The sequence below is a fragment of the Rhodoferax ferrireducens T118 genome (assembly GCF_000013605.1).
Lineage (GTDB): Bacteria > Pseudomonadota > Gammaproteobacteria > Burkholderiales > Burkholderiaceae_C > Rhodoferax > Rhodoferax ferrireducens.
Genome location: NC_007908.1, coordinates 1,192,677 through 1,216,112, shown reverse-complemented (window position 1 = coordinate 1,216,112; position 23,436 = coordinate 1,192,677). Strand labels below are relative to the sequence as shown.

General features: G+C 59.3%; 20 protein-coding genes. 16 read left to right on the top strand and 4 right to left on the bottom strand.

What is annotated here, in order from left to right; all coding sequences use genetic code 11:
* The first annotated feature begins 8 nt into the window (after positions 1–8).
* A complete protein-coding gene (gene groL, locus RFER_RS05665; RefSeq protein WP_011463441.1) occupies positions 9–1,667 on the top strand; it encodes a chaperonin GroEL in 1,659 nt (552 codons plus the stop codon).
* 213 nt (positions 1,668–1,880) lie between these two features.
* On the opposite strand, the gene RFER_RS05660 is transcribed toward groL, so the two are convergent.
* Positions 1,881–2,384, bottom strand: a complete 504-nt coding sequence (locus tag RFER_RS05660) for a hypothetical protein (protein ID WP_011463440.1) — start codon at positions 2,382–2,384, stop codon at positions 1,881–1,883.
* A gap of 82 nt (positions 2,385–2,466) precedes the next feature.
* Between RFER_RS05660 and RFER_RS05655 the strand changes: the two genes are divergently transcribed.
* Positions 2,467–3,381: an alpha/beta hydrolase gene (locus RFER_RS05655; protein ID WP_166485674.1), complete on the top strand. Its 915-nt coding sequence runs from the start codon at positions 2,467–2,469 to the stop codon at positions 3,379–3,381.
* Here the strand turns inward: RFER_RS05655 and RFER_RS05650 are convergent.
* From RFER_RS05650 to tal, 3 genes are all read right to left on the bottom strand, one after another.
* Positions 3,348–3,992: an HAD-IA family hydrolase gene (locus tag RFER_RS05650; protein WP_011463438.1), complete on the bottom strand. Its 645-nt coding sequence runs from the start codon at positions 3,990–3,992 to the stop codon at positions 3,348–3,350. The genes RFER_RS05655 and RFER_RS05650 overlap by 34 nt on opposite strands.
* 133 nt (positions 3,993–4,125) lie before the next feature.
* A complete protein-coding gene (gene pgi, locus RFER_RS05645; protein WP_011463437.1) occupies positions 4,126–5,694 on the bottom strand; it encodes a glucose-6-phosphate isomerase in 1,569 nt (522 codons plus the stop codon).
* 21 nt (positions 5,695–5,715) lie between these two features.
* Positions 5,716–6,663 carry a transaldolase gene (tal, locus tag RFER_RS05640; RefSeq protein ID WP_011463436.1) on the bottom strand — a complete coding sequence of 316 codons (948 nt, stop codon included), beginning with the start codon at positions 6,661–6,663 and terminating at the stop codon, positions 5,716–5,718.
* A 214-nt stretch (positions 6,664–6,877) separates the two neighbouring features.
* On the opposite strand from tal, the gene zwf reads away from it, so the two are divergent.
* From zwf to RFER_RS05570, 14 genes are all read left to right on the top strand, one after another.
* Complete coding sequence (gene zwf, locus RFER_RS05635) at positions 6,878–8,332, top strand: glucose-6-phosphate dehydrogenase (RefSeq protein ID WP_011463435.1); 1,455 nt, start codon at positions 6,878–6,880, stop codon at positions 8,330–8,332.
* Between the two features lie 30 nt (positions 8,333–8,362).
* Entirely contained in the window at positions 8,363–9,211 is an 849-nt protein-coding gene (locus RFER_RS05630) for an SIS domain-containing protein (protein ID WP_011463434.1), read from the top strand.
* Positions 9,212–9,352: 141 nt separating this feature from the next.
* Positions 9,353–9,790: a thioredoxin TrxC gene (gene trxC, locus RFER_RS05625; protein ID WP_011463433.1), complete on the top strand. Its 438-nt coding sequence runs from the start codon at positions 9,353–9,355 to the stop codon at positions 9,788–9,790.
* Positions 9,791–9,863: 73 nt separating this feature from the next.
* Positions 9,864–10,232 (top strand): phosphomannose isomerase type II C-terminal cupin domain, encoded by a 369-nt coding sequence (locus RFER_RS05620; protein WP_011463432.1) that lies wholly within the window; start codon positions 9,864–9,866, stop codon positions 10,230–10,232.
* 52 nt (positions 10,233–10,284) lie between these two features.
* Positions 10,285–11,277 carry an ROK family protein gene (locus RFER_RS05615; RefSeq protein ID WP_011463431.1) on the top strand — a complete coding sequence of 331 codons (993 nt, stop codon included), beginning with the start codon at positions 10,285–10,287 and terminating at the stop codon, positions 11,275–11,277.
* Positions 11,278–11,427: 150 nt separating this feature from the next.
* Positions 11,428–12,291, top strand: coding sequence for a MotA/TolQ/ExbB proton channel family protein (locus RFER_RS05610; RefSeq protein WP_404818555.1), 864 nt, complete (start codon positions 11,428–11,430; stop codon positions 12,289–12,291).
* A 43-nt stretch (positions 12,292–12,334) separates the two neighbouring features.
* Positions 12,335–12,769 (top strand): ExbD/TolR family protein, encoded by a 435-nt coding sequence (locus RFER_RS05605; RefSeq protein ID WP_011463429.1) that lies wholly within the window; start codon positions 12,335–12,337, stop codon positions 12,767–12,769.
* A 23-nt stretch (positions 12,770–12,792) separates the two neighbouring features.
* Positions 12,793–13,221 (top strand): ExbD/TolR family protein, encoded by a 429-nt coding sequence (locus RFER_RS05600; protein ID WP_011463428.1) that lies wholly within the window; start codon positions 12,793–12,795, stop codon positions 13,219–13,221.
* Positions 13,218–13,877: a cell envelope biogenesis protein TonB gene (locus tag RFER_RS05595; protein WP_011463427.1), complete on the top strand. Its 660-nt coding sequence runs from the start codon at positions 13,218–13,220 to the stop codon at positions 13,875–13,877. The genes RFER_RS05600 and RFER_RS05595 overlap by 4 nt, the downstream gene beginning before the upstream one ends.
* A 23-nt stretch (positions 13,878–13,900) precedes the next feature.
* A complete protein-coding gene (locus RFER_RS05590; protein ID WP_011463426.1) occupies positions 13,901–14,914 on the top strand; it encodes a glycerophosphodiester phosphodiesterase in 1,014 nt (337 codons plus the stop codon).
* A gap of 317 nt (positions 14,915–15,231) precedes the next feature.
* Positions 15,232–18,063 carry a TonB-dependent receptor gene (locus tag RFER_RS05585; RefSeq protein ID WP_011463425.1) on the top strand — a complete coding sequence of 944 codons (2,832 nt, stop codon included), beginning with the start codon at positions 15,232–15,234 and terminating at the stop codon, positions 18,061–18,063.
* 140 nt (positions 18,064–18,203) lie between these two features.
* Positions 18,204–19,712, top strand: a complete 1,509-nt coding sequence (locus tag RFER_RS05580; protein ID WP_011463424.1) for a tryptophan halogenase family protein — start codon at positions 18,204–18,206, stop codon at positions 19,710–19,712.
* 76 nt (positions 19,713–19,788) lie between these two features.
* Complete coding sequence (locus RFER_RS05575; protein ID WP_011463423.1) at positions 19,789–22,389, top strand: glycoside hydrolase family 3 protein; 2,601 nt, start codon at positions 19,789–19,791, stop codon at positions 22,387–22,389.
* Positions 22,386–23,396, top strand: a complete 1,011-nt coding sequence (locus RFER_RS05570; RefSeq protein WP_011463422.1) for a LacI family DNA-binding transcriptional regulator — start codon at positions 22,386–22,388, stop codon at positions 23,394–23,396. The genes RFER_RS05575 and RFER_RS05570 overlap by 4 nt, the downstream gene beginning before the upstream one ends.
* Positions 23,397–23,436 lie beyond the last annotated feature (40 nt).

Genomic DNA, 23,436 nt, shown 5'->3' with positions numbered 1-23,436 from the left:
AGCCTAACATGGCAGCAAAAGACGTAATTTTCGGCGGCGAAGCCCGCGCACGCATGGTCGAGGGTGTCAACATCCTGGCCAACGCCGTCAAGGTAACCCTCGGCCCCAAGGGCCGCAATGTGGTGCTGGACCGTAGCTTCGGCGCCCCCACCGTGACCAAGGACGGTGTGTCCGTGGCCAAGGAAATCGAACTCAAGGACAAGCTGCAAAACATGGGTGCGCAGATGGTCAAGGAAGTTGCTTCCAAAACCTCTGACATCGCTGGCGACGGCACCACCACCGCGACCGTGCTGGCCCAAGCCATCGTGCACGAAGGCATGAAGTACGTGACCGCCGGCATGAACCCGATGGACCTGAAGCGCGGTATCGACAAGGCAGTACACGCCCTGATCGTTGAGCTCAAAAAAGCGTCCAAAGCCACCACCACCTCCAAAGAAATCGCGCAAGTCGGCTCCATCTCGGCCAACTCGGACGAAGCCATTGGCAAGATCATTGCTGATGCGATGGACAAAGTGGGCAAAGAAGGCGTGATCACGGTTGAAGACGGCAAGTCGCTTGACTCCGAACTCGACGTGGTTGAAGGCATGCAGTTTGACCGTGGCTACCTGTCACCTTACTTCATCAACAACCCTGAAAAGCAAGCCGCTTTGCTGGACAACCCGTTTGTGCTGCTGTACGACAAGAAGATCAGCAACATCCGTGACCTGCTGCCAACCTTGGAACAAGTCGCCAAGTCCGGCCGTCCTTTGTTGATCATCTCTGAAGATGTCGAAGGCGAAGCGCTGGCCACTCTGGTGGTCAACACCATCCGTGGCATTCTGAAGGTGGTCGCGGTCAAGGCGCCAGGTTTTGGCGATCGTCGCAAGGCCATGCTGGAAGACATCGCCATCCTGACCGGCGGCAAGGTCATTGCTGAAGAAGTCGGCATGTCGCTCGAAAAAGTGACCCTGGCTGACCTCGGCTCGGCCAAGCGCATCGAAGTGGGCAAAGAAAACACCATCATCATCGACGGTGCTGGCGCTGCTGCTGATATCGAAGCCCGCGTCAAACAAGTGCGCGTGCAAATCGAAGAAGCCACGTCCGACTACGACCGTGAAAAACTGCAAGAGCGCGTGGCCAAGCTGGCTGGCGGTGTTGCCGTGATCAAGGTCGGCGCTGCCACCGAAGTCGAAATGAAAGAGAAGAAAGCCCGCGTTGAAGACGCCCTGCACGCAACCCGCGCTGCGGTGGAAGAAGGCATCGTGGCTGGCGGCGGCGTCGCTCTGTTGCGCGCCAAGCAAGCGGTCGGCACCCTCAAGGGCGCCAATGCCGATCAGGACGCCGGTATCAAGCTGGTGATGAAAGCCATCGAAGCGCCTTTGCGCGAGATCGTTTACAACGCCGGTGGCGAAGCCTCGGTGGTGGTGAATGCGGTGATGGCCGGCAAGGGCAACTACGGCTTTAACGCTGCCAACGACACCTATGGCGACATGATCGAAATGGGTATTCTGGACCCGACCAAAGTGACCCGCACGGCACTGCAAAACGCAGCGTCTGTGGCTTCGTTGATGCTGACCACCGAATGCATGGTGTCTGAATCACCGAAGGACGACTCGGCTGCTGGCATGGGCGGCATGGGCGGCGGCGACATGGGTGGCATGGGCGGCATGGGCGGCATGGGCATGTAAATGCGCCTTGCCTGACGATCCAGGGCGTCGTTGCACCAACTTGCCCTGAATCGTCATGCTGCGTCGAGCGGCGTCAATGCCCTCGACACAAAACAAAAAAACCCGCAAAGCGTGAGCCTTGCGGGTTTTTTACTATTAAATATATAGCGTACTATGCTTATTTTACGGGGGCTAGAGCCCTATTTCTTCAAAATAACCGATAGTCTTGGAATCTCAGTTGAACGGTGCGTTGATCTGAAACATCAAGCCCGCAGTACCCAAGAAGTTCAATTGACCTGACCAGCCGGGCTTGAATTCATAAGCCAGGGCAGGAATGACCGCGGGTGAAAAACCGCTGTGGTTGTACGGCACTTTGTCCTTATACGGATCTTTGTAGCCGTAGAGCAAACCAGCCGTCCACTTGAATGACAAGTGCTCGATGCCCCAAAGCGTCTTATGCACCCCGCCCCACGGATAGGCATACACAGTCGGTTGCCCAAACGAATTGGTAAACAGTGTGATGCCGTCCAGCTTGGCATCGGGATGCTCGCGCTCCACACCCACCATCACCACCGCTTTGTGCGCACTGTCGTAGGTGTAATGAAGGGTATAGGGACTGAACTGCCAACTCAGCACATTGTCCCGGGCCAGGTCCGCAAGGAAAGCTGGCATGGCCTGCGCGTGGCCCGCCGACTGGGCCACAATCAGGCCGAAAACAATGGGAATCAATTTATTCATGGGAACAAGTGGGAACGGGCTGATGCAAAGGAGTCGCAGTGTAACGGCTAGACCCTTGCTTTTCGGCCAGGCCGGTGGGCGCTTGCTGCAGATTTTATTGCTCCTGTCCTTGCTCGCCAGCAGCGGTTGCGCCTGGCTCGATGCCCGCCAACGCGAGCTCATCTACCGCCCCACACCCGGCAGCCCGGCTGAGTTGACGGACTTGCGCGCCGGTGAGGAGCATTATTTTGTCAACCTGCCAGCCAATGCCCGCCCGCCCGACGACTCAGACCACCAGCCCCTCACCGCCGATGCCGGCACGGTCAACAACACCCAACGGATCGAACTCTGGTGGCTGCCCCATCCCGACAAAAGCGCGCCAACGTTGTTGTATCTGCATGGCACATTTCGCACCGTGCCGCAAAACCGGCACAAGATCGATGCGCTGCGCGAGGCCGGCTTTGCCGTGCTGGCGGTGGAATACCGGGGCTGGGGCTTGAGTACCGCGATCACACCGTCGGAACAAACGCTGGTGCAGGATGCCGATGCCGCCTGGGCAGAGCTGCAGCGCCGTGAGCCACGTGCCGCCCAACGGGTCATCTACGGCCACTCCATGGGCAGCGGTGTCGCGGTGGATCTGGCCAGCCGCCTGAAGGCCCGGCAAGACTATGGGGCGCTGATTCTGGAGTCGGCCTTCACCAGCTTTGCCGACGTCGCGAGCGAGGCCGGGCTGTTTGCGTCGCTGCTGCTGCACCTCAATAACGAGCGCTTTGCCTCCATTGACAAGATTACCCACGTGCACGCCCCGCTCCTGATGATCCATGGCTCGGCTGACACAACAATACCCATCCGTCTGGGCCGGCAATTATTTATGGCGGCCAACCCGCCCAAACGCTGGCTCAACATCCACGACGGCGCACACAGCGATCTGCAGCAAATCGGCCACGCGCAATACCAGGCCACGCTGCAGCGCTTCAAGAACGACTACCTGTCAGGGAGCAGTAGCGCCAAGCCATAACGCAGCAACTGCGCCTGCACCTGCGGTGCCGATTCAAACTGGATGCCGTGCCAGCCGCGCGCCTGCGCCGCTTTCACATTGGCCGCATGGTCATCAATAAAAATCGTGCGGGCTGGCGCCAAGGCGTAGCGGCGCTCCAGCAAGGCATAAACCTCCGGTTCAGGTTTGATCAGACTCACATCGCTGGAGAAGATACCGCCATCGAACCACTGCAAAAAGGCATGACGCTGCACCAGTGCGCGGGCGTAAGGTGCAGGCATGTTGGACAAAAAGTAGAGCTTGGGCGCATCGGCCTGCCGCTGACGCAGAGCGCGCAGCTGCGCCAGCAAAGCCAGCGAGCCCTGCATCGGCACCAGATGGTCGGCGATGCTTTCCACCAAGCCCGTCAACGCGCCGGGGTCCAGGTCGAGCCGCGCGGCGGTGCGTGTGACCACCGTGTCGATCGACAGGACGCCACGGTCAAACTGGTGCCAGTCGGCGTGACCAAACACCGCCTGCGCCAGATTCTCCGCCTGAGGTTCCGAGGCCGCACGCTGGGGAAAGTGGCGACGCAGCAGCTCGGTCGGGCGCCAGGTGAACAGCACAGCGCCAAAGTCAAAGACGACGTTCATGGGGAATTCCAAGCGATCATGCCGCGCGGGTACAACGCCTGGAACAGGGGCTGCGTGGTGGGCGATTTCTGCGCGTTTGGCAGTATGAGCCCGCCGCGCAGTCGCTGTTCCGGGGCCCCCCGCATCAACACGATCAGGCCCGCAATCTGGCAAGCAGTCCCGCCGTGGAGCCATCCAAGCCGGTCACGTTGCCGCTGGACAGACGCACCGCCACATCCTTGGCCAGCACCTTGCCCAATTCCACACCCCATTGGTCAAAACTGTTGATGCCCCAGACCGAGCCGCTGACAAAGACACGGTGCTCCTGCAAGGCGATCAGCGCGCCCAGGCTGGCGGGCGTCAACGCATCGAGCAGCAAAAACGTGCTGGGCCGGTTACCCGGAAAGTTTTTGTGCCCGCCCGCATCTGCCTGGCCCACCATCAGGGCTTGCGCCTGTGCCAGCACATTGGCCAGCAGCAAGTCGTGGTGGCCAGGCAAATCGTGCGCCGCCTGTTTGACCGCCACAAACTCGACCGGCACCACGTCCGTGCCCTGGTGCAGCATCTGAAAATAAGCGTGCTGGCCGTTGGTACCCGGTTCACCCCACAGCACCGGCGCCGTGCCATACGGCAACGCCTCACCGTGCGCGTCGACCCGCTTGCCGTTGCTCTCCATCTCCAGTTGCTGCAGATACGCCGGATAGCGTTTGAGCGCGCTGTGATAGGGCGCAATGCTGCGGCTGGTGAAGCCGTGAAAGTTGCGGTACCAGACATCGAGCAGGCCCAGGCGAACCGGCAGGTTCTGCGCCAGCGGCACGGTGGCGAAGTGCCGGTCCATGGCGTGCGCACCAGCCAGGAAATCGCGAAACCCGACTGCGCCAATCGCGATGGCCAGCGGCAGGCCAATGGCCGACCAGACTGAATAACGCCCGCCGACCCAGTCCCAAAAACCGAAAGTGGTGCTGATGCCGAAGTTGTTTGCGGCGGCCACGTTGGTGGTGAGCGCGGCGAAGTGGCGCGCAATATCGGTGCCACCCTGGGCTTCAAACCAGGCTTTGGCCGAGCGCGCGTTGGTCATGGTCTCGATGGTGGTGAAGGTTTTGCTGGCAATCAGAAACAGCGTGCTCTGCGGCTTGAGTCGTCTCAATACCGCTGCCAGCTCATGCCCGTCCACGTTCGAGACAAAGTGAAAGCGTTTGCCCGGCAGCACAAACGCGTCCAGCGCCAGCACGGCCATTTGCGGGCCGAGGTCCGAGCCGCCAATGCCGATGTTGACGATGTCGGTGATGGTTTCATCCGCGCGCACAGCCTCGGCAAACGCCAGCATGGCTTCCAGCGTGGTGTGCACCTCGTGCAGCGTCTCTGCCATATGTCGGTGCACGGATTGTGCCGGCATGGCGGGGTCGGCCGGCGGCGTTCTCAACAGCCAGTGCATGACAGCACGCTGCTCGGTGGTGTTTATTTTTTCACCGGCAAACATAGCATCCCGGTGCTGCTCGAGGCCGGTTTGACGCGCCAGCTCCAACAGCTGCTGCTCGGTCCCGGCGTCGATCAGATTCTTGGACAAATCCGCAAAAACATGGGGTGCGCCTTGGCTGAAAGCCTCAAACCGGCCCGCGTCCAAAGCGAATGCACGGCGCAGGTCAAAGGCGCGGCCTTGGGTCTGATAAGCGGCTTGCAGCGCGCCCCAGGCGGGGGTTCGGTCACAACGGGTAGGTGTCATAAGAATTCCTCAAGTGATCCATCAGGCCGCCAGCAACAGCTGATCGAGCTTGGCCGCATCAACACAAAAAGCGCGTATGCCTTCTGCCAGCTTCTCGGTCGCCATGGCATCTTCATTGAGCGCAAAACGAAAGCCTGCCTCGTCATAGTTCACCGCGGTCAAGTCCAGCGATTGGGCGGCGTTGGCGTCGAGCGAGCGCGCCAGCGGCGCCTTGCAAGCGGAAAGTTGCGCCAGCAGCTCCGGGCTGATGGTGAGCAGGTCACATCCCGCCAGCGCCGTGATTTGCCCGACGTTACGAAAACTCGCGCCCATGATCTCGGTGGCAATACCGAACTTCTTGTAATAGTTGAAGATCTGCCGCACCGACTGGACGCCGGGGTCATGGGCACCGGCGTTGTCCTGCTCGACCCACGCCGCACCGGCCGACTTCTTGTACCAGTCGTAAATGCGGCCAACAAAGGGCGAAATCAGCTGCACCTTGGCTTGCGCACACGCCACCGCCTGGCAAAACGAGAACAGCAGCGTCAAATTGGTGTGAATGCCACGCCGCTCCAGTTGCTCTGCGGCCGCGATACCTTCCCAGGTGGCCGCCACCTTGATCAGCACCCGGTCGACGTGAATGCCCTGCCCCTGGTACAACTCGATCAAGCGCTCGGCGCGGGCCACGCTGGCCACCGTGTCAAAACTCAGCCGCGCATCCACTTCGGTGGAGACCCGCCCCGGAATGATCGACAAAATCTCGCAGCCAAAACGCACCAGCAAGCGGTCCATCAGCTCATCGAGCGGCCGCCCGCGGAACTGCGCCACGGTGTCCGTCAGCAGCGCGCGGTAGTCCGGTTTTTGCACTGCCTTGAGGATCAGCGACGGGTTGGTGGTGGCGTCCGTGGGCTGGTAGGCTTCAATCTGTTTGAAGTCGCCGGTGTCGGCCACCACGGTGGTGAATTGTTTGAGGGCATCGAGTTGGTTCATGCTGCCATTATCCGGCGACCGCAGGCGCGCGCATGACGGGCCGGTTTCAATCACGTTACGAAAATCTCAGTTACGAAGTTTTTTAAATTTCATGAAACTAAGTTACATTACCGGCTGCTTTAATCAGTTGAGGACAGAGTCAAAGATCTGTACCGAAAATTCTTGACCCATGGAGGACAGCGTCAACGATCTGTCCCGCAATTAGATTGGCTTTATGAGTTTTGACCTTGTTTTGTTTGGTGGCACCGGCGACCTGGCCTGGCGCAAGCTGATGCCCGCACTGTTTCAGGCCTTTCGCCATGGCACGCTTCCCCTGGATGGCCGCATCATTGGTGTTGGCCGCGACGACCTCAGCAATGCGCAGTACCAGGCCCAGATTTGCGCCCGCTTTGACCAGGTCGAGTTGGCCAAACGTCCCAGCGAAGAAGAGTTCTGCCGCTTTGCCGCCTTGCTTGAATTCGTGCAGATGGATTTATCCCACCCCGATGACTACGCCCGTCTTGTCGCCAAGCTGGCCGAGCGCCAGGCCGACGTTGTGGTGATGTATGTGGCGACTGCACCCAGCCTGTTCACGACGGTCTGTCAACAGTTGGCCATTGCCGGGCTGAACACGCCGCAAACGCGCGTGGTGCTGGAGAAGCCGCTCGGTCACGACCTGGCCAGCAACCGCGCCATCAACCGAACGGTCAGCGAGGTGTTTGGTGAGAAGCATATCTTTCGCATCGACCATTACCTGGGCAAGCCCTCGGTCCAAAACCTGTTTGCGCTGCGCTTTGGCAACGCCTTGTTTGAGCCCTTGTGGCGGCGCGAGCACATTGCCAACATCCAGATCACCATCGCCGAAGAACTGGGCGTGGAACAGCGTGGAGCGTTTTACGAGACCACCGGCGCCTTGCGCGACATGGTGCAAAACCATGCCCTGCAACTGCTGTGCGCCATCGGCATGGAGCCGCCCATCAACTCGCATGCCGATGCCATTCGCGACGAAAAGCTCAAGGTGTTGCGCTCGCTCAAGCCCTGGACGGCCGAGTCACTGACGCAGGACGTCATCCGCGGCCAATACGCAGCGGGTTCCATTGGCGGTGCGCCGGTAGCGGCCTACCGGGAAGAAACCGGCGTTGACCCGCACAGCCACACCGAAACCTTTGTCGCCCTGCGCACCGAAATTTCGAACTGGCGCTGGGCCGGCGTGCCGTTCTACATCCGCACCGGCAAACGCCTGGCCAGCCGCGATGCCCGCATTGTGGTCAATTTCCAGCCGACGCCGCATGCCATCTTCAATTCACAAATCGGCGACGCGAATCGGCTGGTCATCAACCTGCAGCCCAAGGATGGCCTGGAATTGCACCTGCTGGCGCAGGGCCAAAGCAACCGTCGCAACTCACAGACCCTGTCACCGGTGCAACTTGACCTGGACTTTGACAAGCGCTTCGGTTCTGAGCGCGTCGGCGCCTATGAACGCCTGCTGCTGGAGGTCATCGATGGCCGCCTGAATCTGTTTGTGCGCAGCGACGAGCAGGAAGAAGCCTGGCGTTGGGTCGAGCCCATCCTGGAACACTGGAAGAACGACACACAGGGTCCCCGCTTGTACGCCGCCGGCACCTGGGGCCCCAGCGCATCAAGCGCCATGATTGCGCGCGACGGCTTCTGCTGGGCTGAAGAATCCTGAACACCCAAAGACAGAGCTTGAAGTCTGAATATGCTTGACCGAATCAAGGCCTGCTTGCCTTCGCTGGCGCCCGCCGAGCAGCGCGTGGCCAAACTCGTGTTGAATGATCCGCGCAGCTTTGCCAAGCAGCCCATCAGCGAACTGGCGGACCGGGCGCATGTGAGCAAGCCCACGGTGGTGCGTTTTTGCCGCAGCGTCGGCTACGACGGTCTGTCGGATTTCAAGCTCAAACTGGCCGGCAGCGTGAGTGAGGGCGTGCCCTTCATCCACCGCAGCGTCGATGCCGACGACAAGACCAGCGACATCATGGTCAAGGTCATCGACAACACCGTGGCTGCGTTCCTGAAGTACCGCAACGATGCCAGCACGGTGGCGATTGAGAAGGCCGCCATCACGTTGGTCCAGGCCTACGAGCAGGGCAAACGCATCGAGTTTTTTGGCGTCGGCAACTCCGGCATCGTGGCGCAGGACGCGCAGCACAAGTTCTTTCGCCTGGGCATCAACACCGTGGCCTACAGCGATGGCCACATGCAGGTGATGGGTGCCACGCTTTTGGGGCCGGGCGACTGCGTGGTCATCATCTCCAATTCAGGGCGTACCCGCGACTTGATGGATGCCTGCGACATTGCGCGCAAAAACGGTGCAACCACCATCGTCATCACCGCCAGTGGCTCGCCGCTGGCAGCGGCCGGTCATCTTCACCTGGCCGCCGACCATCCAGAAGGATTCGATCGCTACAGCCCGATGGTGTCGCGCCTGCTGCACTTGATGATCATCGACATCCTGGCCACCTGCGTTGCCTTGCGCATTGGCGGTGAACGGCTGCAACCGCTGCTGCGCGAGATGAAGAACAATTTGCGCAGCAAGCGCTACACGTGAAACCAGTCGGGACGGAAACCGTCGGTTGATGGCAATAAGGGCTCCAGCCCCCTACCACCCTGCATAAACAGCTACACATTTTGTAGCACTTGATAGTTGCCGCAATGACCTCCATCTAGCAAGCAGAAAGGGATTTCCATCATGACTGACTCTCTGCACATCATTTGTCCTCACTGCCACACCACCAACCGCGTGCGTCAGGTTGATTTGGCCAGCGCGCCCGATTGCGGCAACTGCCACAAACCGCTGTTCGTGGCGCATTCGGTGGCGCTTGACGACAGCAACTTTGATCGCCACATCAACCGCTGCCAGATCCCGGTGCTGGTGGACTTTTGGGCTCCGTGGTGTGGGCCGTGCCGCCAGATGGCGCCGGCGTTTGAGCAAGCAGCGGCGCAATTGGAGCCGCGCTTCCGGCTGGCCAAGGTCAACACCGAAGAGGCACAGGCACTGGGGGCACGCTTCAACATCCGCAGCATTCCGACGCTGGCCTTGTTCTCTGCCGGTCGCGAATTGGCACGCCAGCCCGGCGCCATGGGCGCGGCTGACATCGTGCGCTGGGCCTTGGCGCAACGCCTTTGACGGTAACGCCGGCGTAACCCAGGCGCCCGCCAGCGATTAGCATCGAGGCTCTGTCACTACTCACCCAAGCCCCATGACCAGTTCATCAAGAAGCGAGTCGATTGAACGCACCGAACGACCTTGGGGCTGGTATGAAACCCTCTCCGAGGTGCCGGGCCACAAGGTCAAACGCATCCGCGTCAATCCGGGACAGCAACTCAGTCTGCAAAAGCACCTGCAGCGCGCCGAACACTGGGTTGTGGTGCTGGGCCAGGCTCACGTCACGGTGGGAGAGCAGGTGCTAACTCTGGTGCCGGGTGGTCACGTGGACATCGCCATCGGACAAGTGCACCGCCTGACGAACCGGAGCGCCGCCCCGGTTGAAATCATTGAAATTCAGTTTGGTCACTACCTGGGCGAAGATGACATCGTGCGCCAGGGAGACGACTACGGCCGGACATGATCAACACCTTCCCACCCTGCCTTGACTCTGCACCCTTGTTGAAACTGACACCATGAATCAAAACCTTTTATCTGACGGCTTTCGCCTGGAACCGGGCGCCGCACCCGTCGCTTGCGTGGACATTGGCGGCACCAAAGTGGCGGTCAGCATCGCCGACGAACAGGGCGTGCGCGGCCGGGTGGCCGAGCCCACGGCCAAGGAAGGTGCGAATGATGCATTGGCCCTGCAAATCATCCGTCTGGTCGGGCAGAGTTGCGCTGCATCGGGCGTGGCAACCGGCGATCTGTCGGCGCTGGGCGTGGCATCCTGCGGACCGTTTGTGCTGAACAAGGGCTGCGTGGAACTGGCTGCGCCCAATATTTGCGGTGGACTGGCGGGCAAGGCACGTGGTTTGCCCAATGACTGGCAAACCGCCTTGCTGGAGGCGCCCTTGCGTCGGGTTTTTGCCAAGGTACGGGTTGAAAACGACGGCATCGGTGCCCTGGAGGCCGAACGGCGCTGGGGCGCACTGCAGATCAACGGCCAAGCGCTGGCCAACTGCGCCTATGTCACCTGGAGCACCGGCATCGGCGTGGGCCTGTGTGTGGACGGCCAGGTGCTGCGTGGCAAAAACGGCAATGCCGGGCACGCCGGCCATCTGTTCGTGAGCGACAACAACGACGCCCTGTGTGGCTGCGGCAACGTCGGTGACGTGGAAGGCCTGATTGCCGGCAACGCCATTCCAAGGCGCTTCGGGCATCTCGGCTACACCGATTCCGCTACTCTTTTCAAAGCTGCCTATGCAGGTGATACGGGGGCTACAGCCATTATTGATGAATTCTGCCGGATCATGGGCCGCACCTTGTACAACCTGATTGCGACGCTTGATCTGGAGCGCATCAGCCTCGGTGGCAGCGTCTTCTGGCATCACCGTGCCTTGTTATTGCCCAAGCTGCAGGGCTACGTTCACGGCAAGTTACCGCCCCTGACGGACGGCTGCGAGTTGGTGCCGGCCGGTCTGGGTGAGCGGGTCGGCGATTTCGGCGCGCTGGCGCTGGTGGCATAGGGTAAACACGGGTGTCTTGGCCCTCTTCTTGCGCTATCTGAAGCATGTTTCGGGATAAAATGGAATCCTTTCCATATTTCAGCGGTGATTTCTTTGACATGAATCACACACCACTGACAATTGCCCCAAAGCATCTTTTTATTAGGAACCATGATGCAAATCAACATCGCTCGAATGTTCAAATCCTTCGCCTGCACGCTGGGACTGGTTTTAACGCTGGTGCCGGGCGTGGTGCAGGCCCAATCGACAGTCGCCACGACGGCTTCCAGCGCCGCTCCTGCCGCCCTGCCCGTCCTCACCGACGTGAAAGCGGTCGATCCATCCGCTGCCGCCATCAAGAAGACCCCGGATGCACTTGACAACCCTTACGGTCTTGAAGCGCTCTGGAAAACCTCTGATGCAGTTGCCAAAACTGTGTTGCTGCTGCTGCTCATCATGAGCGTTGGCAGCTGGTACATCATGATCGTCAAGGTTCTGGAGCAAGCCAAGATGGGGCGCCAGGCCAAGGCGGCGGTCAAGAACTTCTGGACCGCCGGCACCGTGCAACAGGGCGCTGAGGCGCTGGAGAAGAACAGTCCTTTCCGTTTTATGGCCGATGCGGCCACCAATGCGATCAAGAAGCATGAAGGCCTGATGGGCCACATTCCACTCAACGACTGGATGGCGATGGGCATCCAGCGCGCGGTCGATCGCATTCAAAGCAATACGCAGGGCGGCCTGGCGTTTCTTGCCACCGTTGGCTCGATTTCTCCTTTTGTCGGCCTGTTCGGCACGGTCTGGGGCATCTACCATGCACTCACCGCCATCGGCATCTCCGGCCAGGCTTCCATCGACAAAGTGGCAGGCCCGGTGGGTGAGGCGCTGCTCATGACCGCGATTGGGCTGGCGGTGGCGGTGCCTGCAGTGCTGGCCTACAACTGGCTGGTGCGGCGCAACAAGGCCGTGATGGACGAGGTGCGCGCCTTCAGCAGCGACCTGCACGCGGTGGTGCTGGGTTCGGTGGCGAAGGCCTGAGCGTCGCTCACGCCAGCAGACATCTGTCTATTAGGAATCCCTTATGTCCATGAATGTCGGCTCCAACGACGACGATGGCGATGACGCTGTCATGTCGGCCATCAACACCACGCCCCTGGTGGACGTGATGCTGGTGTTGTTGATCATTTTCCTGATCACCATTCCCGTGGTCACCACCTCCATCAAGCTCTCCTTGCCGAAGGAACGCGTTGAGGTGCGGGAAAGCAAGCCCGAGAACATCATCATCTCGGTCGATCAGGCGGGCAACATTTTCTGGTACGACGCCCGCATCAAGAACGTTGACGCACTGGTGGAAAAGCTCAAGAAAGTCTCCAGCGTCAAGCCGCAGCCCGAAGTCCAGGTCCGCGGTGACGCCAACGCCCGCTATGAAGGCGTCGGCAAGGTCCTGCTGGCCTGCCAGCGCGCGGGCATCGTCAAAGTCGCCTTTATCACTGAGCCGCCACCGCTGGGTGGTTGAGCGCCAACAAGGGAATTACCCCCATGGGAATGCACGTAGGAAACACAAGCAGCTCGGGTGAGCCCGAGGTGATGATGGAGATCAACACCACGCCCCTGATTGACGTGATGCTGGTTTTATTGGTCATGCTGATCATCACGATCCCGATTCAGCTGCACTCGGTCAACCTGGAAATGCCGGTCGGCGCGCCGCCCACCACTCTGATCAAGCCGGAAAAGATACAGATTGACATCGACGAGCAAAGCGTCGTTTATTGGCAGGGCTTGCCCGTGAGCGCACAGGAGCTCGATGAGAAGATGAAAGCCGTCGCGCCCCAGCAGCCCCAGCCCGAAGTCCACATCCGCCCCAACAAAGCCTCGCAGTACGCTGTCTTTGCCAATGTGCTCTCCAGCAGCAAGCGCCTGGGTCTCAACAAAATTGCCGTCATCGGCGCTGAGCAGTTTGTGCAATGAATACGCTTGAAATGGATTACCGCTTTGAGCCGCGCGACCCGTCACGGCGCATCAAGGGCCTGATTATTGTTATTGCGCTGCACGCCATCATTGGTTACGCGCTGGTCTCGGGCATGGCGCGCAAAGGCATTGACTTCATCAAGAAGCCACTTGAAGCCGTGGTGATTCAGGAAGTCATCATTCCGCCGCCACCGCCACCGCCGCCGCCACCCAAGAAGATCGAGAAGCCGCTGGTGATGCCCAAGGTTGAAGCACCGCCACCGCCCTATGTGCCGCCACCCGATGTGACGCCGCAGGTGTCGTCCAATGCCCCCGCCATTGTTTCGGTGGCAACACCACCCAGGGCACCGGCCGAGATTGCACCGCCACCGCCACCGGATACGCCTGTGGCCACCGGACCGAAGCGCACCACCATTGGGCTGGCATGTCCCACCCAGGTGCCGCCCGAGATGCCACGCAAGGCGCTGCAGGATGGCATTGAGGGTGTGGTCAAGGCGCAGATCCACATCAAGAACGGCATCATCCAGGACGTGACGGTGCTGTCCGGCCCCCGCGTGTTCCACACCGCCGTCAAGGCCGCCATGATGCAGTACAAATGCGTGACCAATGAGAGTGACGTCATTGCCGTGCAGGAATTCAACTTCAAACTGGACTGACAAGCCCGTCACCCTCCCTCTCCATGGCACGCGATTGCGCTTTCTCTTGGGGTGGCAAGTCTTCAGCGCTAGCGCGCCTCGGGCTTGCCTTCCTTTTATTTGCCGCTCCGCACGCGCAAGCATTCGACCTGCAAGCCCATCGCGGCGGGCGTGGCTTGCGACCTGAAAACACCCTGGCCTCCTTTGAGCATGCGCTCCGAATGGGGGTAACCACCCTTGAGCTTGACATTGCCATCACCGCCGATGGCATCCCCGTGATCTCGCACGACGCCGCGCTCAATCCTGCCATCACGCGCGACGCGCAAGGCCGGTGGCTGCAGGAGCGTGGTCCTCTCATCCGGTCGCTCACCCTCGCACAAGTGCAGTCCTACGACGTGGGCCGGATCAACCCGACCAGCAGCTACGCACGCGCATTCCCCGATCAGCAGCCGCGCGACGGCCAGCGCATTTCGACACTGGCGGCGTTATTCAAGTTGGTCAATGACCTGGGTGCGAAAGATGTCCATTTCGACATGGAAACCAAGATCAATCCACACCATCCAGAAAGCACGCTGGAGCCTGAGGCTTTCGTCAAAACGATGCTGGAGGTCATTCGCGAAGCTGGCATGACCCAGCGCGTCATGGTGCAAAGTTTCGACTGGCGCACATTGGAGTTGTTGCACAGGCTCGAACCGGGTTTGCGCACCATGTACCTCACCATCGCGGCCCCTGACTTCCACACTTTGACAGACGGATCCTGGACAGCGGGACACCTGCTTGCGGATCACGATGGCTCGGTGCCACGCATGATTCGCGCCTCTGCGGAAAATTTCCCCGGCGTCATCTGGGCCCCCAACTACAACAACCTGTCAGCACCCCTGGTGAAAGAGGCACAGAGTTTGGGTCTCCAGGTCATTCCATGGACGGTCAACCAGGAACCCCTGATGGAGCGCCTGATTGAATGGGGCGTGGACGGCATCATCACCGACTACCCGGACCGCCTGCGAGAAGTCCTGACGCAAAAAAGAATGCCGCTGCCCGAGGGCGTCAAAAATTGAGAGCCCTTGTCCGGCGCCGGCGCGAGCCGCAACATGCTGCCCATATTGACCATTGACTTTATCCGTCATGCCAACAGGCGCTGACCGGCCGACAAGACCGAGCAAATGTTGACAAAACCAGCCAATAGTTGGTTTGTCGTTGCTAATTAGTCTCCCTCTTAGGGATTTCCCCGATAAGCATCTGTCATTCAGACTGGTAAAGTTGCAACAACTGGAAACGTTTCCAGTTGCCCTGTACCTGTAATGAGTGGATTGCTACATCATGGTTTCAGAATGATGAATCAATTTTTTTAAATCGAGCCCCGAGGAGTATTTGAATGAGAAGTTCCGTCACCCATCGTAGTCAGAACGCCCCTTGGCGACGTGCTGAACTGCGAATGAGCCCCATCGCAGCCGCCTGCGCAACGTTGCTGTTTGCGACGGGAGCGGTTTACGCCCAGCAACAAGAGGCAGCCGAACTGGACACCGTGGTCGTGACCGGCATCCGCAAGGGTATTGAAAGTTCCATTGCGGCAAAGCGCAATTCAGACTCCATCGTGGAAGCAGTTTCGGCGGAAGACATTGGCAAATTGCCGGACACCAGCATTGCTGATTCGATCGCGCGTCTGCCAGGTTTGGCGGCGCAGCGCGTGGACGGGCGCGCATCGGCGATCTCGATTCGTGGGCTGGGTCCCGATTACGCAGGTGCCGTGCTCAACGGGCGCGAAGTCGTCAGCTCCGGCGAAGGACGTGCTGCAGAGTACGATCAGTTTCCCTCAGAGTTGGTTAAACAGGTCATTGTTTACAAGACGCCCGATGCCACCCTAATCGGGCAAGGCTTGTCCGGCACGGTCGACATTCGTCCGGTGATGCCCTTGGACTCGCGTGGCCGTCAAGTTGTTGTCAACGTGCGGGGTGAGAAAAATTCCTTCGGTCAGTTGTCGCCCCAGGGTGCAGATGGCTTGGGCAACCGTGTCAGTGCCTCGTATGTCAATCAGTTCGTGGACAACACAGTGGGTCTGGCGATCGGGTTCGCTCATCTTGATTCTCCGGGAGAGACAAAAAAATACGAGGCCTGGAAATACGGCGACTATGCCGGGCAATGGGGTGCGGGTGCAACCGGTGTACCCTCGCTTGGGGTAGGCAACAATCGCGCCCAGTTTGCTCAAGGTTTTGAAGCCAGCGTGACATCCAGCAAACAGGTGCGCGACGGTTTGATGGCTGTGCTCGAGTTCAAGCCGAACAAGGACTTTCACAGCGCCGTTGATTTGTATTACTCCAAGTTCGATCAGGATCGCGTCTCAAACTTTTGGGCAGGTGATATCGGGCTCTGGAGTGGCGGTGCCAAGTTTTCGAACGTCGGCACCTCGGTTGTCAACGGCAATACGATTATTGACAGCGGCACGGTGGATGGCGGACGCAGCCTGGTCTACGAAAAGAACTTCCATCGCAGCGATGACATCACTTCGCTGGGCTGGAAAAACGAGCTGAAGCTGGCCGACAAGTGGACAGCGGTGGCCGACCTGGGCTACTCGCGCGCCAATCGCAACGAGACGTACATTCAATCCGTCGCCAAGGGTTTGGCTGGGGGCCCTCTCACATTTTCAGGTCTTGGCAGCACTGGTAATCAGGCGTGGTCGACAAGCCAGGATTTGAGCAATGCCGCCAACGTGCAATTGACCAATGACCCCAACTGGGCCGAAATGCGCACGCCAACCTACAAGGACGAGATCAAGTCGTTTCGCCTGTCTGGTAAGCGCGACCTCGAAGGAGGGATGTTCAGCGCGGTCGAGACCGGCGTGAACTACACCCAGCGTGACAAGAATGTCCAGTCCGATGCCTATAGTCTTGCGCTGGCAAGCGCTAATGTGGGGATACCGGCGAGCGCCTTGCGTGGGCCGGTAGCCATCAATGTTGGCGGTGTTAATGCCAGCACCGTGTCGTGGGATGTGCCGGGCGTGATGGGCCTGTACACGGTTACCCCGAAAGATCCGTGGTCGTCACAAAGCAACAAGTATGCTGTGCACGAGAAAGTCACCACAGCATTCGCCAAACTGAATATTGATACCGACTGGGGTGCAGTTCCCATTCGAGGCAATGTCGGGGTCCAGGCGGTTCACACCCAGCAAAATGCCGATGGTTTTCAATGGAACGACGGCGCGACACCCGGAGCACCAGGGAGCGGTTCGCTGATAGCGATCAACGGCGGCACCTCATACAACGACTTCCTGCCTAGTTTGAATCTGGCTTTCAATTTGAAACCGGATCTCATTGCGCGATTTGGTTTGGCAAAAGCAATGGCGCGTCCGCGCATGGACGACTTGCGCGCCGGAGCCGATCAGCCGAAACTGGTGGAAAATTCCCCAGGTAGTGCTCTCGGTCATTGGACAGCCGGCGGCGGTGGCAAGCCGGATCTCCAGCCATGGCGCGCAAAATCCCTTGACTTGTCACTGGAGAAGTACTTCGGCAAGAGCAGCTACGTGGCGGGTGCTGCGTTCTATAAAAAGCTCGATAGCTTCATCTACAGCCAGGATACCGTACGCGACTTCTCTGCTTTCACGAACTATTCACCGACCCTGACCGCTGGTTGTTCCGCAGCCAATCCAGGATGCGATCCCAACCAGGGAACTATCACCACGCAGGCAAACGGCCAGGGTGGCTCGGTGTATGGTCTTGAGTTGAGCGCTTCGCTGGAGGGTGCCTTGCTGACGCCCGCCCTGAAGGGTTTTGGCGTCATCGTGAGCGAATCCATCACGCGCAATAGCCTGCCCAAGGACAAGAACGGCAATCCTATCAATCTCGATGGATTTTCAGGCATTGTTAACAACCTGACCTTCTATTACGAGGCGCAGGGTTTCTCTACACGGATCAGTCAGCGCTATCGCTCACCCTTTACCGCCACGACACGCAGCGTGTTGCTCGGCACCGAGACGAGCACGCACATCGAGGCGGAAAAACAATTGGATTTCCAAATGGGTTACGCGTTTGAAAGCGGTCCCTACAAGGGCCTGTCACTCCTTTTGCAGGTCAACAACCTGACGGATGCGCCCGCCGTACAAACGCGGGGTCCTGAAGTCGTCGGCAGCGCGGGGTCAACGACTGGCCAACTGCCTTGGAAAACCGAAAATTTCGGCCGCTCGGTGCTGCTCGGCGCTACCTATAAGTTCTGAGCTGGGCCATGCGCACAAGCCCTGCCGATGCGAGTCGGCGGGGCTTTTTTTGAACATGGCGCCATAAAATTGCGCTGCTCCTTGTCAATTTTTCATTGCGATCCTCTATCGCACCACTTCTTTATGTAAAGGACGACATCATGTCCGCGAATATGCTCAGGAGTATCGTCATCGTCGGTGGTGGCACCGCAGGTTGGATGACGGCCGCTGCGCTGTCCAATGTATTGGGTGATCACTATCACATTCGCCTGATCGAGTCCGACGAGATCGCCACCATCGGCGTGGGTGAGGCGACTATTCCGCTGATCAAAGACTTCAATCTGGCGCTGGGCATTGACGAAAACGAATTCATGCGCCAGACGCAGGGGACTTACAAACTCGGCATCGAGTTTGTCAACTGGGGCAAGATCGGCGACTCCTATATTCACGGTTTCGGCAAGATCGGTCAGGACCTCGGCCCCATTGCGTGTTACCAATATTGGCTCAAGATGCATCAGGCCGGTGAAGCATCGGATCTGGGAAACTATTCAATCAATACCCTGGCACCCAGAAAGTCGAAATACCTTCGAAGCGAGCCCGAAATGGCCGGTTCACCCTTGGGCGACATTAACAACGCCTTTCACTTCGACGCAGGTTTATATGCCAAATTCTTGCGCGGCTACTCGCAGGCGCGAGGCGTGGTGCGGACCGAAGGCCGGATCGTGCAAACCATGCTGCGGGAATCGGATGGCTTTATCGAATCTGTCGTTCTGGCCAGCGGCGAAAAAATATCCGGGGACTTTTTCATCGATTGTTCCGGCACGCGTGCACTTCTGATCGGAGATGCACTTAAGTGCGAATACGAGGACTGGTCGCATTGGCTGCCCTGCGATCGGGCGATTGCCGTGCCCTGTGAATCCGTGCAGCCACTGGTTCCCTACACGCGCTCCACGGCCCACTCTGCGGGTTGGCAATGGCGCATTCCGCTGCAGCACCGCATCGGCAACGGCCACGTCTATTCCAGCCGCTTCATGAGCCAGGACGAGGCCACGTCGATTCTGCTGAACAAGCTGGACGGCAAGCAACTGGCAGAGCCGCGTTATATCCCCTTCGTTCCGGGGCGTCGCAAGCAGACCTGGCGCAATAACTGTGTTGCGGTGGGCCTGTCCAGCGGCTTTTTCGAACCCATCGAGTCCACCAATATTCATTTGATCCAGTCCGCTATCGCACGGGTGATCAGGTTGTTTCCCAATATGGGATTTCAACAAGCCGATATCGACGAATACAACGCGCAAACACAGTTCGAGTACGAGCGTATACGCGACTTCATCATCTTGCACTACAAGGCGACGCAACGCGACGATTCACCGTTCTGGAATCACTGCCGGAACATGGAAATACCGGCTACGCTGCAGCACAGGATTAGCCTGTTCAGCAGCAATGGCCGGGTCTACCGCGAGGGGCAGGAGCTGTTTGGCGACGTGAGTTGGGTGCAGGTGATGCACGGTCAAGGTATCCGGCCACAGGGCTATAACCCTTTGGTGGATTTGCGCCCCAAGGACGAAATCAGAGCTTACCTTGGCAATATCGAGGCCGTCATCAAGAAGTGTGTCGACGTCATGCCAACGCACGCAGAATTCATCGCGAAAAACTGTGCGGCCGCCGGGTAATCTGTTGGTAAATGCATAAGCCTTTTTTTGATTCCATCGTTGGCATCCCGCAGTCAAGAAACCGACCGGCACCTGAATGACAAAATCGACCTCTCTGCACTTTGCGACGCTCATTTCCTGCCTCGCCCTGGGTCTTGCCTTGAATGGCTGCGCCACGCGTTCCGCGACGTCGTCGGTTCCGCTGGCGGACTGGCCCGCCATCACCAGCGCCATCCCCAGAAACACACAAATCGAAGCTGAAGTAGCGCGCATTCTTGCTGGCATGACATTGCCGCAAAAAATCGGCCAGATGACCCAGCCGGAAATCAAGAACGTGACCCCCGCCCAAGTGACCGAGTACTACATCGGCTCGGTGCTGAACGGCGGAGGCTCCTGGCCCCAAGGGAACAAACTGGCACGCATCACCGATTGGGTGAGCCTGGCAGACCAGTATTACAACGCGTCGATGGCCACTGACATGAAGGTCAAAGTGCCACTGATTTGGGGCACCGACGCGATCCACGGCCACGGCAATGCCCATGGGGCGACGCTGTTTCCGCACAACATCGGGCTGGGTGCGGCGCATGATCCGGAATTGATTCAGAACATCGGCGTTGCGGTCGGGCGTCAAGTGCGGGCCACGGGTATTAACTGGGTGTTTGGCCCCACGCTGGCGGTGGCGCGCGATGACCGCTGGGGTCGCACCTACGAGAGTTTTTCCGAAGATGCGACTCTGGTCAATGCTTACGCGGGGGCCTACGTCACCGGTATGCAGGGCAGTTTTTCGCACGACGGCAACGTGGTGGCCACAGCCAAACACTTCATCGGCGATGGTGGCACTGATCGGGGCCAGGACCAGGGCGTTGCCACGGTCAGTAAGGCAGAAATGATCAACGTCCATGCTCAGGGCTACTACGGTGCGTTGGCTGCAGGCGCGCAAGCCGTGATGGCGTCCTTCAACAGTTGGAATGACGTGGCCGCAGGCGTCGACTACGGCAAGTTGCACGGCAGCAAGGCTCTGCTGACGCAGGCCCTCAAGCAAAAAATGGGCTTTGACGGTTTTGTCGTCTCCGACTGGAACGGCATTGCCCAGGTGCCCGGCTGCACCCAGGCCAGTTGTGCACAGGCCATCAATGCCGGCATTGACATGGTGATGGTGCCCGACAATTGGCGCGCCTTCATTGCCAACACGATGGAGCAGGTGAACCGTGGCGAAATTCCGATGGCCCGCATTGACGATGCAGTGTCGCGCATTTTGCGAGTCAAGCTGCGCGCCGGGATGTTTGGCAAGAAGCCATCACAAGGCATCTACGCCGGCAAACCCGATGCCCTGCTGGCGCGTGACTTGGCGCGCCAGGCGGTGCGCGAGTCGCTGGTGCTGTTGAAGAACAACCATGCGATATTGCCCCTGGCCCGTGGTCAGCGCATATTGGTGGTCGGCAAATCCGCCGACAGCCTGCAAAACCAGACCGGCGGGTGGACGCTGGGCTGGCAGGGAACCGGCAATGCAAATACCGATTTCCCCAACGCCGACAGCCTGCTGGACGGCATCAGGGCCGCTGTCGGTAGCTCCAACGTGGCGTTCAGTGAAGCCGCCGAGGGCATGGACGTCAGCCGCTTTGATGCCGTGATCGCCATCATTGGCGAGACCCCCTATGCAGAAGGCAATGGTGACATCGCGGTGTCCGACACCTTGCGGCACAGCCGCCGTTACCCGGAAGACCTGGCTGTGCTCAAGGCCGTTGCCGGCAAGGGGGTCCCGGTTGTTACGGTTCTGGTGACGGGTCGACCGGTGTACGCGAACGATTTGCTCAACCTGTCGAACGCCTTGGTCGTGGCCTGGCTGCCTGGGACTGAAGGCAAAGGGGTGGCCGACGTATTGATCCGAAACTCCGCCGGTGGGATCCATCATGACTTCACGGGACGACTTTCATTTTCCTGGCCCAAGTCCGCGTGTCAGACCCCGTTGAACTTTGGCGACACGGGCTACGCGCCCCTGTTTGCTCCTGGCTATGGCTTGAACTACCAAAGCACCGTCACAGTGGGCGCGCTCGACAGCACTGCGGCGCCGGGCGGATGCGGGCATGAGGATGGTGTGCCGATTTTTAACCGCTCGGATCGCGCGCCTTATGCACTGCATGTTGCCAGCGCGGCCAATAACTGGGTTAAGGTCCCAGTTGGTGCCGACCTCAATGCCGCGCTGAATCTTCCCCTCAGTCAGCCAAGCATCCGGGTGGAAACGACACAGATCAATACCCAGCAAGACGCCAAACTCGTGACCTGGCATGGCGGCCCGGCCCGCTATCTATCGTACGCGCCGCAGCCGGCGAGCCTGCGTACCTACGCAGCAAATCAAGGGGTGTTGCAGTTCGATATGGCGGTGATGCAGGAACCGCAGGGCTCCGTGACGTTGGCGATCGAGTGTGGCGAGTCGTGCCGGGGTGAGGTGGATATCACTGCCTTGCTCAAAAAGTCTGCGCCCCTGACAAAGCACACCGTGAAGATCCCGCTACTGTGTTTTGAGGCCAAGGGGACAAATTTTGACAACGTAGATGTGCCGTTTAGTGTGTTAACGTCACAATCCTTTTCTGCGGCATTTGCCAACATCCAGATCGTCTCAGGGGCGGCGAAGGATGCGGATACCTTGACATGCTCAGATGTCGGGGGTGAATTTCAAATAGGGGAGCAGCACAAATGACCACGATCAAGGACGTAGCACGCCTGGCTGGAGTTGGCGTGGGAACGGCGTCACGCGTGGTCAGTGGCAAAGGGTCCGTCGCGCCAGCCACAGCCGAGCGCGTGCGCAAGGCGATAGCCGAGCTGGAGTTTCGCCCGTCCCACGCTGCGCGCTCCCTGCTGTCCGGCTCTTCCCAGATGATTGGTGTGTATATCCCGGTATTGAAGGGAACGTTTTACACGCCCATTCTGCAAGTCATTGATACAGAGCTGCGCACTGCCGGGCACCACATGGTGGTAGCTTTTGGTTGCGGTGACGGTGACGCGCGGCGTCAGGCGATTGAAGGAATTGACTTTCTGATTGAGCGTGGCTGCGATGGCTTGGTGGTCATGAGCAATGCCTTGCGCGACGAAGACATTGGCGCACTGGGTCCAAACCAGAGCAGACTGGTCGTGCTGAACCACAGTTTTGATGGGATTGCGGATCACTGCTTCACTGCCGACCACAAACTTGGCGGAATGCTGGCCGCGCAGACCTTGCTGGAATTGCGACATCGGAGATTTGCAGTGATCGCCGGACCGAGCACGTCGCCCGACAACGTGGCGCGGGTTTCCGGGTTCATGAGTGAGCTGACGCGCCACGGCATCGAAGCCAGCCAGGTCTTGACGCTGCAAAGCGACTTCTCCCCCGAGGGCGGGTGGACCTCTGCACGGGCCCTCCTGGCGTCCGGGCATGAATTTACGGCGCTGTTCTGTGCCAATGACGAAATGGCTGTGGGTGCACTGTCATATTTTCAGCAGGCTGGAATTTCGGTGCCCGGAGCCGTGTCCGTACTGGGTTATGACGATACCCACAGCGCCGAGTATTCCGCACCCCGGCTCACCTCGATTCATATTCCGTGGAGTGACATCACCCTGAATGGTCTGCATTGGCTGCTCAACCAATGCTACGGCACAACGCACCCCGTGGTGCGGGTGTTTCCTATCAGCGTGACCTGGCGCGCTTCAGTGGCAATTGCCGCGGCGTAGGCTTATTGACACAACGGGCTGACGGCGACTCCGCCTGTCA

Bases quoted from the DNA above. Each gene is read 5' to 3' on its own strand.
- RFER_RS05615 (WP_011463431.1), top strand. From the start codon at position 10,285: ATGAATCAAAACCTTTTATCTGACGGCTTTCGCCTGGAACCGGGCGCC.
- RFER_RS05660 (WP_011463440.1), bottom strand. From the start codon at position 2,384: ATGAATAAATTGATTCCCATTGTTTTCGGCCTGATTGTGGCCCAGTCG.
- RFER_RS05580 (WP_011463424.1), top strand. From the start codon at position 18,204: ATGTCCGCGAATATGCTCAGGAGTATCGTCATCGTCGGTGGTGGCACC.
- RFER_RS05610 (WP_404818555.1), top strand. From the start codon at position 11,428: ATGATGCAAATCAACATCGCTCGAATGTTCAAATCCTTCGCCTGCACG.
- tal (WP_011463436.1), bottom strand. From the start codon at position 6,663: ATGAACCAACTCGATGCCCTCAAACAATTCACCACCGTGGTGGCCGAC.
- pgi (WP_011463437.1), bottom strand. From the start codon at position 5,694: ATGACACCTACCCGTTGTGACCGAACCCCCGCCTGGGGCGCGCTGCAA.
- RFER_RS05630 (WP_011463434.1), top strand. From the start codon at position 8,363: ATGCTTGACCGAATCAAGGCCTGCTTGCCTTCGCTGGCGCCCGCCGAG.
- RFER_RS05595 (WP_011463427.1), top strand. From the start codon at position 13,218: ATGAATACGCTTGAAATGGATTACCGCTTTGAGCCGCGCGACCCGTCA.
- zwf (WP_011463435.1), top strand. From the start codon at position 6,878: ATGAGTTTTGACCTTGTTTTGTTTGGTGGCACCGGCGACCTGGCCTGG.
- RFER_RS05585 (WP_011463425.1), top strand. From the start codon at position 15,232: ATGAGAAGTTCCGTCACCCATCGTAGTCAGAACGCCCCTTGGCGACGT.
- RFER_RS05575 (WP_011463423.1), top strand. From the start codon at position 19,789: ATGACAAAATCGACCTCTCTGCACTTTGCGACGCTCATTTCCTGCCTC.
- RFER_RS05600 (WP_011463428.1), top strand. From the start codon at position 12,793: ATGGGAATGCACGTAGGAAACACAAGCAGCTCGGGTGAGCCCGAGGTG.
- RFER_RS05620 (WP_011463432.1), top strand. From the start codon at position 9,864: ATGACCAGTTCATCAAGAAGCGAGTCGATTGAACGCACCGAACGACCT.
- RFER_RS05605 (WP_011463429.1), top strand. From the start codon at position 12,335: ATGTCCATGAATGTCGGCTCCAACGACGACGATGGCGATGACGCTGTC.
- trxC (WP_011463433.1), top strand. From the start codon at position 9,353: ATGACTGACTCTCTGCACATCATTTGTCCTCACTGCCACACCACCAAC.
- RFER_RS05650 (WP_011463438.1), bottom strand. From the start codon at position 3,992: ATGAACGTCGTCTTTGACTTTGGCGCTGTGCTGTTCACCTGGCGCCCG.
- RFER_RS05590 (WP_011463426.1), top strand. From the start codon at position 13,901: ATGGCACGCGATTGCGCTTTCTCTTGGGGTGGCAAGTCTTCAGCGCTA.
- RFER_RS05570 (WP_011463422.1), top strand. From the start codon at position 22,386: ATGACCACGATCAAGGACGTAGCACGCCTGGCTGGAGTTGGCGTGGGA.
- groL (WP_011463441.1), top strand. From the start codon at position 9: ATGGCAGCAAAAGACGTAATTTTCGGCGGCGAAGCCCGCGCACGCATG.